The 13,040-nt window shown below is 65.1% G+C and carries 14 protein-coding genes; 4 read left to right on the top strand and 10 right to left on the bottom strand.

Translation table 11 applies throughout. The features are described 5' to 3' along the window. Window positions 1–45: 45 nt before the first annotated feature. Window positions 46–804 carry a sterol desaturase family protein gene (locus ASE83_RS05785; protein WP_055785183.1) on the top strand — a complete coding sequence of 253 codons (759 nt, stop codon included), beginning with the start codon at window positions 46–48 and terminating at the stop codon, window positions 802–804. An 82-nt stretch (window positions 805–886) separates the two neighbouring features. Then, window positions 887–2,035: an N-acetyltransferase gene (locus ASE83_RS05780; protein ID WP_443024309.1), complete on the top strand. Its 1,149-nt coding sequence runs from the start codon at window positions 887–889 to the stop codon at window positions 2,033–2,035. 43 nt (window positions 2,036–2,078) lie between these two features. On the opposite strand, the gene ASE83_RS05775 is transcribed toward ASE83_RS05780, so the two are convergent. From ASE83_RS05775 to ASE83_RS05730, 10 genes are all read right to left on the bottom strand, one after another. Continuing rightward, window positions 2,079–2,477, bottom strand: coding sequence for a hypothetical protein (locus tag ASE83_RS05775; RefSeq protein ID WP_156352763.1), 399 nt, complete (start codon window positions 2,475–2,477; stop codon window positions 2,079–2,081). 67 nt (window positions 2,478–2,544) lie between these two features. After that, window positions 2,545–3,303, bottom strand: a complete 759-nt coding sequence (locus tag ASE83_RS05770) for a transporter (protein ID WP_055785174.1) — start codon at window positions 3,301–3,303, stop codon at window positions 2,545–2,547. Next, window positions 3,300–4,070, bottom strand: coding sequence for an exodeoxyribonuclease III (gene xth / locus ASE83_RS05765; protein ID WP_055785171.1), 771 nt, complete (start codon window positions 4,068–4,070; stop codon window positions 3,300–3,302). The genes ASE83_RS05770 and xth overlap by 4 nt, the downstream gene beginning before the upstream one ends. Before the next feature lies 1 nt (window position 4,071). Continuing rightward, window positions 4,072–4,398: a HesB/IscA family protein gene (locus ASE83_RS05760; RefSeq protein ID WP_082443150.1), complete on the bottom strand. Its 327-nt coding sequence runs from the start codon at window positions 4,396–4,398 to the stop codon at window positions 4,072–4,074. A gap of 64 nt (window positions 4,399–4,462) precedes the next feature. Then, window positions 4,463–5,647, bottom strand: a complete 1,185-nt coding sequence (locus ASE83_RS05755; RefSeq protein WP_055785170.1) for a M23 family metallopeptidase — start codon at window positions 5,645–5,647, stop codon at window positions 4,463–4,465. 255 nt (window positions 5,648–5,902) lie between these two features. Then, on the bottom strand, window positions 5,903–6,358 hold the full coding sequence (locus ASE83_RS05750) for a peroxiredoxin (RefSeq protein ID WP_055785167.1): 456 nt from the start codon (window positions 6,356–6,358) through the stop codon (window positions 5,903–5,905). After that, entirely contained in the window at window positions 6,345–9,023 is a 2,679-nt protein-coding gene (locus ASE83_RS05745) for a bifunctional [glutamine synthetase] adenylyltransferase/[glutamine synthetase]-adenylyl-L-tyrosine phosphorylase (protein ID WP_055785164.1), read from the bottom strand. The genes ASE83_RS05750 and ASE83_RS05745 overlap by 14 nt, the downstream gene beginning before the upstream one ends. 271 nt (window positions 9,024–9,294) lie before the next feature. Further along, complete coding sequence (locus ASE83_RS05740) at window positions 9,295–9,930, bottom strand: sigma-70 family RNA polymerase sigma factor (protein ID WP_055760840.1); 636 nt, start codon at window positions 9,928–9,930, stop codon at window positions 9,295–9,297. 113 nt (window positions 9,931–10,043) lie between these two features. Further along, window positions 10,044–10,181, bottom strand: a complete 138-nt coding sequence (locus tag ASE83_RS18775; protein WP_055785160.1) for a hypothetical protein — start codon at window positions 10,179–10,181, stop codon at window positions 10,044–10,046. Window positions 10,182–10,220: 39 nt separating this feature from the next. Beyond that, complete coding sequence (locus tag ASE83_RS05730) at window positions 10,221–11,027, bottom strand: response regulator (protein ID WP_055785317.1); 807 nt, start codon at window positions 11,025–11,027, stop codon at window positions 10,221–10,223. Between the two features lie 247 nt (window positions 11,028–11,274). Between ASE83_RS05730 and ASE83_RS18410 the strand changes: the two genes are divergently transcribed. Both ASE83_RS18410 and ASE83_RS05725 read left to right on the top strand, forming a co-directional pair. After that, window positions 11,275–11,448, top strand: coding sequence for a NepR family anti-sigma factor (locus ASE83_RS18410; RefSeq protein WP_156352760.1), 174 nt, complete (start codon window positions 11,275–11,277; stop codon window positions 11,446–11,448). A gap of 91 nt (window positions 11,449–11,539) precedes the next feature. Further along, window positions 11,540–13,039, top strand: a complete 1,500-nt coding sequence (locus tag ASE83_RS05725) for a sensor histidine kinase (protein WP_235513093.1) — start codon at window positions 11,540–11,542, stop codon at window positions 13,037–13,039. Window position 13,040: the final 1 nt, after the last annotated feature.

Raw genomic sequence — 13,040 nt, 5'->3', positions numbered from 1 at the left:
GGGCGAATCGTCCGGTTAAAGGAATGGATTGAGGAAGTTAGGCCGATGAACGCGATCACCGAGAAGCAGGGCTTCTGGAAACAGTCGCACCATCTCGACAAGATGACCTTCAAGGAACTTGTCGTTGCGTATTTTCAGTATCCGGCGATCATCGCCTATATCGCGCTGTCATTCGTCGCGATCGGGCTGTTCGCATGGCGTCCCGCGCCGCTGACGCCGACGCTCGCTTCGGTCGGCGTGGCGGTCCTTGCCTATCCGCTGGTATGGTATGTGCTGCATCGTTGGGTGCTGCATTCCAACTGGATGTTCAAGTTCGCACCGCTCGCCGCGACGTGGAAGCGGATTCACTACGACCACCATCAGGACCCGAACCATCTCGAAGTGCTGTTCGGCGCGCTGCATACGACGTTGCCCGCGATCGCGATCGCGACGGCGCCGATCGGTTACCTGATCGGCGGGTTCGGCGGAGCGATGGCGGCGCTGGCGACCGGTCTGCTGACGACCTGCTTTTACGAATTCTGCCATTGCATCCAGCATCTGGCCTACAAGCCCAAGAACAAGTTGCTGGTCGAATGGAAGCGGAAGCACATGGCGCATCACTTCCACGACGAACATGGCAATTTCGGCATCACGAACTTCTTCTGGGACAAGATTTTCGGCACCCATTACGAGCGGTCGGAACGCCCGGAAAAGAGCCCGACGGTCTTCAACCTTGGCTACACCGAAGAGGTCGCCAAGAAATATCCGAAGGTCGCCGAGCTATCCGGTGGCGTCGCCAAGGGGCACCCACGCTATCGTGACTGATCCGGGTCGGATGACTGATTTGTCATTTGAAGTTTGAGACGGGGCGGCGCATTGCCGCCCCGTTGCTGTTTGGGGGATAGCCATGTCGATCACCATCCGTCCGGTCCTGACCGCCGCCGACCGAAAGGCGTTCATCGCCCTTCCCTATCGGCTCTATGCCAACGACCCGCACTGGGTCCCGCCGCTAAAGAGCGAGGTCGCCGGACAGATCGATCCGAAGAAGAATGGCTGGTTCAGCCATGCCGAAGCCCAGCTCTACATCGCCGAGCGCAACGGTGCGGTCGTCGGGCGCGTGTCGGCGCATCTCGACACGCTGGCGCTGACCATGCCGACCGAGAAGGGCTTCGGTCCCGGCGTCGGCTTCTGGGGCATGTTCGAGGCCGAGGACGAAGCGACCGCGAAGGTGCTGATCGCGCAGGCCGAGCAGTGGCTGCGCGACAAGGGCATGACCCGGGCGATCGGTCCCTGCGCGCTATCGATCTGGGAAGAGCCGGGACTGTTGATTGAGGGCCATGACCACAGCCCGACGGTGTTGATGGGGCATCATCTGCCGCAGTATCAGGGCTGGATCGAACATGCCGGCTATGCTCCGGTCAAGAAGCTCATCACGTACGATCTGGACATTACAAAGGGCTTCCCGCCGATCGTGCAGCGCATCGTCGCTGCCGGTGAGAAGAACGCGCGCATCCGCATCCGGCGCGTCAACAAGGCGAAGTTCGCCGATGAAGCGGCGATCATCCTCAATATCCTGAACGACGCATGGTCGGACAATTGGGGCTTCGTGCCGCTGACTCAGCCCGAAGTCGACGATGTCGGCAAAAAGCTGAAACCGCTGGTGTTCGAGGACCTGATCCGCATCGCCGAACTGGACGGTGAGCCGGTGGCGTTCATGATTACGCTGCCGGACATGAACGAGCCGCTGAAGCCGATGGGCGGGTCGCTGCTGCCGTTCAACTGGCTGAAACTGCTGCTGTGGCTGCGCGCGCCCAAGGCGCGGACGATGCGCGTGCCGCTGATGGGTGTGGTCAAGCGGTTGCAGGCGTCGCGCATGGCGAGCCAGCTGGCCTTCATGATGATCGAATATATCCGCCGCGATGCGGTAGCGAAGTTCGGCGCGTCGCGCGGCGAGATCGGCTGGGTCCTCGATGACAACCAGGGCATGAACGCCATCGCGACGACGATCGATAGCAAGATCAACCGCGTCTATCAGATGTACGAACGCACGCTGTAACGGAATACCGCCGGGCACCCCCACCCGGCGGCGGCAATCGTGATTAGAGTTGGCCGATCGCGATGAGCGGATCAAAGCCGCGTGCCTGCCATTCGTCGCGGGTACGGCAGATCTTCGGGCGGCGAGGTGCGCCTTCACGGCGATCGCTGATGCAATAGCGCCGCGGTCTGGCAGCGGGGATCGCGGCGGTCGGCTCGGTGGTGGCGACGACCCTACCGGGCGCGGCCTGGGTGACATTCGCTTGGACGGCATGGGCCGAGCTTGTGGCGACGAGGCCGAGAACCGTCGACGTAACGAAGTGAACGATGAACATTGCATGGTCTCCCTGTGGCGTCCGCGTCGGACCGCGGAACTTGCCGGAAACATTGCAGCGACCATGCCAATTACAGAAAACGTTTCTTTTCAGCCTCTTGCCAAGCAAGCTGAGAATTACCAGTGTCATACATAACCAACACACAGCGTGATACACCAGATGTTCGGACGCCTGACCGCCCCGTCACGAGCGCGGATCAGAAGCGCTTGGAAATGCCGCTGTAGAGCCGCAGCTCGGGAGTGTGATCGTCCAGACCCGCCGCGCCGCCGGTATCGATGAACACATCGTCGGACAGCTGCCAAGCCACCGCCAGCGCCAGGCGATGGTCGGTCACATCATCGGCGCGCTCGAACTGGAGCTCGGTCGTGAGCTGACACGCCTTGGAGAGCGTCAGGCCCAGCCCGACCGTCGCGGTCGCGACGACCATGTTTCCACGGCCTTGCTCCCGCGGCAGCCATGCGATTTCGGGTGAGAATTGCAGGTTCAACCGATCGCTCAGATCATAGGAAACCGGCGCGACCATCGCCGCGCCCCATCCACCGTCACCGATGGGGGAACGCCCGACCGGCACCAGTACCGAAGGCTGCAGGCCATAGGACAGGCCCTTCCCATCCGGATTGCGCAGCGCGATACGGGTACCGACCTCCAGATCGCCCGTCCGCGCGACATTGCGCCCGATCGGGCGATCGCGCGCGACGCCGATCGGAGTCCATTCCACCTGCAATTCGGTCGCATCGCTTAGCCCCAGCCGGAACAGCGTATCGCCGAACAACACCGTGTCGCTGTCGCGCGACCGTTCCCAGTCGGTCAGTGCGGTTTCGATCGCGAAATGCCCCGCTTCCACGGTGCAGGCGGACTGCCCCAGGCTGGGCCGGGTCGGGCAATAATCGCGTGCCGCGGCGACCGATGGCACCGACAGCGCCATGCCGACCACGACAAAGGCGAATTGCTTCAACGGAGGCGGACCCAGGTCGGTGCGTGGTCGCTCGCCTTCTCCCGGCCCCGGTGGCTCTTGTCCACGCCAGCATCGGCGAAACGGTCGGCGGCAATCGGGCTGAGCAACAGATGGTCGATCCGGAACCCGGCATCGCGCTGCCACGCACCCGCCTGATAGTCCCAGAAGGTCCATACGCCGCCTTTCGGGAACCGCGTCCGGAGCGAATCAGTCCAGCCCTGCGCCAGCAATGCGCGATACCCGGCACGCGACTCAGGCTGCATCAGCGCATCGGTTTGCATCGCACGAACGGAATAGACATCGTCGTCGTTCGGAATGACGTTATAGTCACCCGCCAGCACGACCGCCCGCTCCTCGGCAAGCAGTTCGGCAGCACGCGCGTGCAATCGATCGATCCATCGCAGCTTGTAATCGAATTTCGGTCCGGGCTGCGGATTGCCATTGGGCAGGTAGATCGACGCGACCACGACGCCATCGACCTCCGCCTCGAGATAGCGGCTGTGCTCGTCCTCCGGCTCACCCGTCAGGCCGCGCTGGCGCTCGATCGGATCGACGCCGCGTGCCAGTACCGCAACGCCGTTGAAGCCCTTCTGCCCATGCCAGATGGCACCATAGCCGGCGGCGCGAATGTCGGCTTCAGGGAAGGTGTCGTCGCTGGATTTCAGTTCCTGAAGACAGACCACATCGGGCTGTTCCTCGGTCAGATATTCGATCAGTCGGGGCAAGCGCGCCTTGATGCCGTTGACGTTGTAAGAGACGATCCGCACGTCAGATCGCGAAGCTGGTGCCGCAGCCACAGCCCGACGCCGCCTGCGGATTGGTCACGCGAAACGCCGCGCCGCCTAGGGATTCGACGAAATCCACTTCGCTGCCACGCACCAGATCGATGCTGACCGCATCCACCACCAGCGTCACGCCATCGGTTTCGGCGATGCTGTCATCGGCCTCGACGCCATCGGCCAAGCCAAAGCGATATTGGAAACCGGAGCAACCGCCCCCTTCGACCGACAGGCGCAGGATCGCCGGCTTCGCCTGCTTTTCGGCAATGGCGGCAACCCGCGCGGCGGCGGAGGCGGACAAGGTGACGTCGGTCATGGTCATATCCATCACGCCCAGATAGGCGCGGCGCCACGCAACGGCAACGGTCGTCGCGTCACCTTTACTCGTCGACGACGGGACCACCCATCGCCAGACGCTGCCGCTGCGCCCGGTCGGCCGCCATGGCGAGCTGCCCCGCCTGCAGATACGGCGCCGGATTGACCGCCGAACCGTCGATCCGGACTTCGTAATGCAGGTGGCTGCCGGTCGAACGCCCGGTCGACCCCATCAGGCCGATCATCTGGCCGCGCTTCACGCGTTCATGGTCGTGCACGAGGATCTTCGACAGGTGGCCATAGCGGGTCGCGATACCCTTGCCATGGTTCACCTCAATCAGATTGCCGTATCCGCCGGCACGTTCCGCGCGCGAGATGATGCCGTCGGCGGTAGCGTAGATCGGCGTACCGATCGGCCCCGGAATATCCACCCCGGCGTGCATCGCGGCAGTGCCGCGGAAGGGATCGGAACGAACCCCGAAATTGCTGGTGAAGGACAGGCTCTGCACCGGCTGATAGGACGGAATCGAAATCGCCGCCTGTTCGATCGTGTCGAGCTTTTTCCAGCTCATGAACAATGCGCGGAACTGGGCGTCGGCCTGTGCATCCGCGGTAGCGGCGCCGGCGGCGGCCGCAGCGGCGGTGGCGGCGTCGACCGGTTCATAGGGACCGCCCATCGCCGGCATCACCCGGCGCGGGTTCAGCCCCAGCTTGCGCAGCGATCCGGCGGTCTGCGCATAGCGCGCGTCGGCCATCGCCTTTGCCTGTGCCGCCATCGCCGCCTGTTGACGCGCGACGCGGTCGAACGGGCGGGTGACGCTGTTGGAAGCGCCCACCGGCTGCTGGTCGAGTGCGGCGCGGGCGAGGGTCTTCGCATCGTCCGCCCCGGTCAGCACGGCGGCAAGTGCGGCCTGACGCTTGTCGAGACGGTCGGCATGGGCACGGGCATCGGCATGAAGCCGGGCGACATCGGCGCGCATCGCGTCGACTTTCTGCTGCATCGCTGCGACCTTGTCCTCGCCGGCAACCGCACCGGCCATCGCCGTGCCGATCGTCGCCTGCCCCATGCCATAGGCCGAAAAGGCCATGGTGACGGCGGCGAGACCTGCGGCAGCGGCCTGGTTCCGCCCGGAAATGGTGTGGCGACGCAGCTGCTTGCCGTCGTGCAGGATGAAATGGCGGGTCCGAAAGATCGAACGGAACCCCGTGATCGGAGCGACGTTATTTTTCAATACGGAGGTAATCGACATTCTGTCCCGCTATCCGAGCGTTATGCGCGCCGGACGAGCCGACACGAACGTTGAACCCCAATGTCTTGACGGTATGCCCCACCGCGTTGACCGAGGCTGCACTTGCCGGAAATTTGCCAGAGCGCGCAAGCGCGGCACCGATCCTTCACGTTCAACCGCCGTACAGGCACGGCGAGTCGTTTAACCATAGAATGTCCGTAGGATTTCGGTTCGCTGCACGGGGCGACCGGCGGGACTGCAATCGATTCGCTCCGATTACGCCGGAACCGCCGCCAGTACCTCTACGGCATGGCCCGGCACCTTCACCTTACGCCATTGCCGGACCAGTTTCCCTGTCGCGTCGAACAGGAATGTCGCCCGCTCGATGCCCATGTAACTGCGACCATACATCTGCTTTTCGACCCAGGTGCCGAATACCTCGCACACCGACCCGTCTTCGTCGCTCGCAAGCTCGACCGTGAGCGCGTGCTTGGTCGCGAAGCGGGTCAGTTTTGCCGGGGTGTCGCGCGATACGGCGATCACGGTTGCACCACGCGCGCGAAAATCCTGCTCCAGCGCGGAGAAATCCTGCGCTTCGCGGGTACAGCCGGTCGTATCGGCCTTCGGATAGAAATACACGACCATCGGCTGCCCGATGCGGCCGGCCAGCGCGAAGCGGGTGCCGTCCGCCGAGGTCAGATGCCCGTGTGGTAGGCTGTCACCGATTTCCATCCTGCGCTCCTGTCGCAATGTCTTGCCAAGTCGTCGCGACGATCTGCCGCACGGCGTCCAGCCGGGCAAGCGCCGTCGGCCAGTCGGGGCAGCCGAGCGCGGCGGCGAGGATCGGTTGCGTGGCGTCGTACGGTACCTGACCGTCCGGCGCGACCAGCCGCATCGTGACGAGCAACCGCGTCAGAAAGTCATGCGCCGGTCGCAGCCCGTCGGGCAGCAGCCCCGCCTCCACCAACCCATCGATCGCCGCGCCCAGTTGCGGCATGAGGCCGCAGCCGGTCGACAATTGCGTGACATGGACCGCGAATTCGAGATCGACGAGGCCGCCTGGGGAGAGCTTCGCGTCGAGCGGCCCGACCGGTGGCTTGTGGCGCGTCATTTCCGCCCGCATCGCCGCCGCCTCGGCCGCGACGTCCCGTTGCGGGCGATCGCCGGCCAATATGCGCGCGATGATCGCAGCGGCCTGCGCCTGCCCCTCCGCCGAACCGACGATCGGCCGTGCGCGGGCCAGCGCCATATGCTCCCATGTCCACGCATCCTCGCGCTGATAGCGTTCGAACCCGGCCAGCGAGACCACCAGCGGCCCCTGCGCACCGGACGGCCGCAGGCGGGTATCGACCTCATAGAGCGGCCCGGAAGCGGTCTGCACCGACAGCGCCGCCGTCAATCGCTGGGCAAGGCGGTTGTAATAGAGCACCGCGCCCAGCGGCTTGTCGCCATCCGATTCCGCCGCGAAATCGCCGGTGAAGCAGTAGATCAGATCGAGGTCCGACGCATGGGTCAGCGCCCCGCCGCCCAACCGCCCGAGCGCGAGGACGATCAGTTCGCTGCCGTGCACCCGACCATGGCGCTGGGCGAATTCCTCAACCGTCGCGGCGGCGAGCACCCGGACCGCTGCCTCCGCTACCCGGGCATATCCCGCCGCCACCGCCAGCGGATCGCTGGTCCCGGCAACGACCTGCACACCCAGCATGAAGCGCTTCTCATTGACGACATCACGAACGTGATCGAGCAGCCGTTCATACCCGTCGCGGCTGCGCGCCTGCATCTCTGCGGCCAGTTCGTCGACATCACCCACCGGTTCGAGTGCGCGGGCGTCGATCAGCGCATCCAGCAGCACGGCGCGGCGGGCCAGCGCCTCCGCCAGCGTGGGGGCATGGCACAGGATCGTGCTGAGCAGGCGGGCGAGCGCCGGCTGCGCTTCGAGCAGGCGGAACAGATTGATGGCGCTCGGCAGGCGCGCGAGCATCGCGTCGAGCCTAAGCAGCGCCGCCTGCGGATCGGCGGCCGTCGCCAGCCCCGCGATCAGGCCAGGCAGACTGTCCTCCAGAGCGGCGCGCGCCGCCGGACTGCGAAGCGACGGATACCCCCCGCTTCGCCAGTCCGCGATCCGCCGGGCACCCTGTTCGCCGGATGCGAATCCCAACGCTTCCAACCGTTCGGCCAACGATTGCGGGTCCGCCGGCAGGCGCGTGGTGGCGGCCCCGTCGAGCCGGTCGTAGATCGCCCCGACCGCCGCGACCGGCGGTGCGAGCAGGTGGAGAAGCGCCGCCGCATCCGACAGACCATGCAGCCGCGCAACCCGGTCGAGCGCTTCCCGTCCATCGGGCAGGCTGTGCGTCTGCCGGTCGTCGACCATTTGCAGCCGGTGTTCGATCGTGCGGAACAAAGTGTAGGCCGCATCCATCACCATCGCCTCTTCAACCGGGATGCGACCGCCCTTGGCGAGTACGGCGAGCGCATCGCGCGTCGCCGGCGCCCGCAATTCGGGCGCACGACCGCCATGGACCAGCTGATGGACCTGCGCGAAGAACTCGACCTCGCGAATGCCGCCCCGCCCGCGCTTCAGGTCGTATCCCGGCCCGAACACCTGCCCCTGCGCATAATGTTCGCGGATACGGCGCGTGATCTCGCGGATTTCACCGATCGCGCCGTAATCGAGTGCGCGGCGCCAGACGAACGGCCGGATCGCGTCGAGGAAGCGATCACCCAGCGCCCTGTCCCCCGCGACGGCGCGGGCGCGGATGAACGCCGCCCGCTCCCATGGCAGCGCAGCGGACTCGTAATAGGAAACGGCGGCATCGACCGGCAGGGCGATCGACGTGGCCTCCGGCGACGGACGCAGGCGCAGATCGACCCGCAGGACATAGCCGTCGCCGTCGCGCGATTGCAGCAGTTCGACGACCCGCCTGCCGATCCGCACCGCCGCCTCTGCCGGTGAATCCTTCTCACGCCGGGGCAGGATAGCCGGATCGTAGAGGAGGATCGGATCGATATCGGATGAGTAGTTGAGTTCGCGACTGCCCTGCTTGCCCAGGCCGATCGCGGCGAAACCGCGCGGGTCGGCCCCCGGCGTCCGCTCCTCGATCGCCTGCCCGATCGCGCGGTGCAGGGCATGGTCGGCGAAGTCGCTGAGCGTTCGCGTGACGCGGGTCAGGTCATAAGCACCCGACAAATCTCCCAGCGCGACCAGCAGCGCGACCCGGCGTCGCTCGATCCGCAACTGCCGCGCCAACGGCAGATCCGGATCGGCCGCCACGGCGGCGAGGACGTCGACATCAAACCCATCGATCCGGGTCAGGAAATCCGCCTCGCGATCGAGCAGCGTCGACAGGAACGGAGAACCGGCACGAACGCGCGCCAACAGGTCGGGTGAAAACTGCATCGCTTCCCTCGGGCCGTCAACGCGACGGATCGCGATACCTATCGGGTAAGAGCATGAAACGAAACGGCCATGCGCTCGTTGGAACTCTATGGCACCGCATGTCCCCATCTCCGGCAAACGGCCCCTCGCGGGACAGGTCGTTCGCCCGCCCAGCCCGGGCGATGGCGTGGGACGGGCCTTGCGGCAGGTTTACGCGCAGGGATCAGCTTTGCCGGATAATTGGGAAGAGTATCTAAAGTCGCTGGACAATCTGCCCGAGCAATAGAGGACCTCAGCGTTCGCGGCTGAGGTCGTCCACTTCACCCATGATTGTGTCCAGCACGGTCTGACCATTATTGTCAGGCTGCTCCGCACGCGACGGCAGCTTGCCCTCCGTCATCAACGCTTCCAACGCAACGCGGCCGCGCGCGACACGGCTCTTGATCGTGCCGACCGCCACATTGCAGATTTCGGCCGCTTCCTCATAGGCGAAGCCACCCGCGCCCACGAGGATCAGCGCTTCACGCTGCGGCTGCGGCAGGTGCAGCAGCGCGCGCTGCATATCGGCCAGTTCGACATGGCGATCCTGGCTGGCGGGCGCAGCGAGGATGCGGTCAGCGACCAGATCATCCCACTCGCCCTTGAAGCGCGCACGCCGCATCTGCGAGAGATACAGGTTGCGCAGGATGATGAAGGTCCAGGCACGCATGTTGGTACCCGCCTGGAACCGCTGCCGCGCGGCCCATGCCTTCAACAGGGTTTCCTGTACGAGATCGTCGGCCAGATCACGGCTGCCCGACAGCGACCTGCCGAACGCGCGCAGGTGCGGAATGACCTGTGCCAGCTGCTTCTTGAACTCGGGGTCCGGCAGCGCGACGTGCTCCCGCACCTCGCCCGCCACGTCCTCGCTGATGTCGGATTCAGTCATTCTTATCCGTTCGATACGCAGTCGGCCCGATGTGGGGCGGACACGAACATAGGGCTGCCATTGCCCGATTGCCACCCATCGCGCGTCGATCAGGCCGACGCGCGATGATGGGATCAGGTAAGCAGGATATAGGCCATTACCGCGATCGCCGCGGTCAGGGACACTATCAGCACATAGCGGGTGACCCCGGGCGTTGCGCCGGCCCGCGCATCGGTAGCGCTGACATGGATGCGGTCGTTATCGTCTGCCATCGCCTATCAACCCCCGAAGTTCGTTTTGGGTCCGTACCGTTATACGGCTGCTTCCGGCACAGTCGCTTCGTCGAAGAACAATGCCTGGCTGATCGCCGCCTTGACGGTCGAACGCTGGAACGGCTTGGTGATGAGGAAGGTCGGCTCGGGCCGTTCGCCGGTCAGCAGGCGTTCGGGGAACGCCGTGATGAAGATCACCGGCACGTTAAATTCGGACAGGATGTCCTTCACCGCATCGATGCCCGAGCTGTCGTCGGCCAGCTGGATATCGGCGAGCACCAGCCCCGGCCTGTCCTGCATCGCCAGCGCGACGGCTTCGTCACGGGTTACCGCGACGCCGGTCACGTCATGGCCCAGGTCGCGGACGATCTGTTCGAGGTCCATGGCGATCAGCGGCTCGTCTTCGATAATCATCACGCGCGAACGGGTCTGCTGTTCGATCTCGCGCAGCGCCTCTGCCACCAATTCCTCAACCTCGTCGGGGCTGGCTTCGATCAGATAGGCGGCGTCCTCGGTCGTGAAACCCTCCATCGCGGTCAGCAGCAATGCCTGACGCGACAGCGGCGCGATGCGCGAGAGGCGTGCCTGCGCGATAGCCTCGCTCTCCGTCCCCGATGCGCTGGCCGCACCGAAAGCCTCAGGCTGCGACGACGCCCAGATCGCCTGAAAGGTGCGATACAGGCCGAGGCGAGGATCGACGTCGCGCGGAAATTCCTCCGGAGCCGCTACGATCGCTTCCAGCGTCGCGCGAACATATTGATCCCCCTCGGTCTGGCTGCCGGTGAGCGCCCGGGCGTAGCGCCGGAGGAAGGGAAGGTGCGGCGCAAGCTGCTGTCCGAGCGACATGGTCAGGTAATTCTCCTTCGCTGCGCCGGCGGCACGGCCGACGGCGCAAATCTTCAAACGTCGACGAAACGGCAAGGAGAAGACGCCTCCCCCGAGTTTGCGTCAGGTCATGGAACCAACGAGCGCGTCTTTAGTTTCATGTGCGCCTGATGCGCTGACCCAAGGTCGCCTTGAAGCCGTCCGGCATATGGTTTTGAAACGTTCGTACCGGGAATCTGGTCCGGGTATCGGGGGAAGGCATTGCTTCGTGAGGGATGGTGAACAGGCGGCGCAGCAGTCGGGCGCGAAACCACCGGCGACGCCTTCATCGGACAAGAAGGACTCGTCCAGCCTCGGCAATGCGTTGCGCGCCGTCTATCACGATGCCGCAAGCGAGGCCGTTCCCGACGAGATGCTCGACTTGCTGAGCAAGCTGAAATAGCCCGCACGGTGTGACGACATCTTCTCCCGCTCGGCGCAAGCCGCCGAGTCCAGCGGCGGCCCTACGTGGCGCTCCGACCGGTGCCAAACTGGTGCTGATCCTCAGTGCAGCGCTGTTGCCGCTCGCGCTGATTGCCCTGTTTGCCACGTTGCAGACCTCACGGATCGCCGATGTCGATCTGCGGGCGCGTCTGCGGGTGGCAGCCACCGAAGCGTCGCGCGCGCTGGCGATCGAACTCGTCGGCGACATGACGGCATTGCGTGTCGCGATGACTGCCTTGTCGACCGACCCCGCCAATTCGCCCAGTTGCGCCCGGGTCGAGGGCGTGTTCGCGCAACAGACCTCTGTCGGCGCGCGGTTCGGCATCTATTCCGCCGATGGCCGGCTGGTATGTGGCACCGCCATTCCGGTGCGGATGGCGGGCGCTCCCGATGCTGGCGGAATCCGGGCGCAGGTCGTGCCCGATGCCGGCCTGGTCTTGGACATCAGCGGCGTCAGCTCGTCGCGGGCCGTTGCCTTTTTCCCGATTACGATGCTGCGCGAACTGGCGCAGCCCAGCGGCTTTGCGACGCCGTATGAGGGCGGGCTGCGGCACGGCACCGATGCCGAACTGATGCTGTCGCAACTGGCGGCGCAAGGCGGGATCGACCGGCGCGAACATGTCGATATTCCGCTGGGCATCGACGATCTCGCATTCACGATGGCGGTCCGCCGCGCGCCCTTCACTTCGTCGGCAATCGTCGCGATGCTGCTGCCGCTGGTGATGTGGATCGCCGCCACCGGCATCGGCTGGTTCGTCGTTGACCGCCTGCTTATCCGGCCGCTGCGCCGGCTGCGCGACGACATCGAACGCTATCGGCCCGGTTCGCCGATGGCGGACGTCGATCTGGGGGCGGTGCCGGCACAGGAAATCGCCGATCTTGGCGAGACGTTCCAGGAACTGACCCATACCGTCGAACGCCACGAACAATCGATGGCCGACGGACTGGTACGGCAGACGAAACTGACGCGCGAAGTGCATCACCGCGTGAAGAACAACCTGCAAGTGATTGCAAGCCTTATCAATTTTCATGCCCGCAGTGCGCATGGAGCGGCAGCGGCCGATGCCTATGCCACGATCCAGCGGCGCGTCGACGCACTGGCCGTCGTTCACCGGCACCACTATGCCGAAATGGAGGAAAATCGCGGGCTGGAGTTGAAATCGGTCGTCGGCGAACTGGCGTCGAATATACGTGCGACCGCGTCCGGATCGGCGACGAAGCTCGGCATCACGCTGAACGTGGAAGCCGTCCTGGTGACGCAGGACGTTGCGGTCGCGGTGTCGTTCCTACTGACCGAATTGATCGAACTGGCGGTTTCGGTGAACCCCCATGCCCAGATCGGCATATCGCTACGCCATGTCGCAGGCACCGATACCGCCATCCTGCGCGCGACGTCGCCCGCCCTGGTCGAGAGCGAGGAACTGGAAGGACTGGTCGCCAGCCGCTATGGGCGGATCATCCTTGGCCTCTCACGCCAGTTGCGCGCGCCGCTGCACCACGATCCGCTGACTGGCGCCTACGAAATCACGATCGCCGCCCGCGCGGGCTGAA

The sequence above is a fragment of the Sphingomonas sp. Leaf32 genome, assembly GCF_001421765.1.
Classification (GTDB): Bacteria; Pseudomonadota; Alphaproteobacteria; order Sphingomonadales; family Sphingomonadaceae; genus Sphingomonas.
Note: the sequence above shows the minus strand (reverse complement) of the source record. Positions and strands in the feature narration are given on the sequence as shown.

Excerpts from the sequence above, each read along its gene's own strand:
- ASE83_RS05750 (WP_055785167.1), bottom strand. The coding sequence starts at position 6,358 with ATGGAAATCGGTGACAGCCTACCACACGGGCATCTGACCTCGGCGGAC.
- ASE83_RS05755 (WP_055785170.1), bottom strand. The coding sequence starts at position 5,647 with ATGTCGATTACCTCCGTATTGAAAAATAACGTCGCTCCGATCACGGGG.
- ASE83_RS05785 (WP_055785183.1), top strand. The coding sequence starts at position 46 with ATGAACGCGATCACCGAGAAGCAGGGCTTCTGGAAACAGTCGCACCAT.
- ASE83_RS05730 (WP_055785317.1), bottom strand. The coding sequence starts at position 11,027 with ATGTCGCTCGGACAGCAGCTTGCGCCGCACCTTCCCTTCCTCCGGCGC.
- ASE83_RS05760 (WP_082443150.1), bottom strand. The coding sequence starts at position 4,398 with ATGACCGACGTCACCTTGTCCGCCTCCGCCGCCGCGCGGGTTGCCGCC.
- ASE83_RS05745 (WP_055785164.1), bottom strand. The coding sequence starts at position 9,023 with ATGCAGTTTTCACCCGACCTGTTGGCGCGCGTTCGTGCCGGTTCTCCG.
- ASE83_RS18775 (WP_055785160.1), bottom strand. The coding sequence starts at position 10,181 with ATGGCAGACGATAACGACCGCATCCATGTCAGCGCTACCGATGCGCGG.
- ASE83_RS05775 (WP_156352763.1), bottom strand. The coding sequence starts at position 2,477 with ATGACACTGGTAATTCTCAGCTTGCTTGGCAAGAGGCTGAAAAGAAAC.
- ASE83_RS05780 (WP_443024309.1), top strand. The coding sequence starts at position 887 with ATGTCGATCACCATCCGTCCGGTCCTGACCGCCGCCGACCGAAAGGCG.
- ASE83_RS05740 (WP_055760840.1), bottom strand. The coding sequence starts at position 9,930 with ATGACTGAATCCGACATCAGCGAGGACGTGGCGGGCGAGGTGCGGGAG.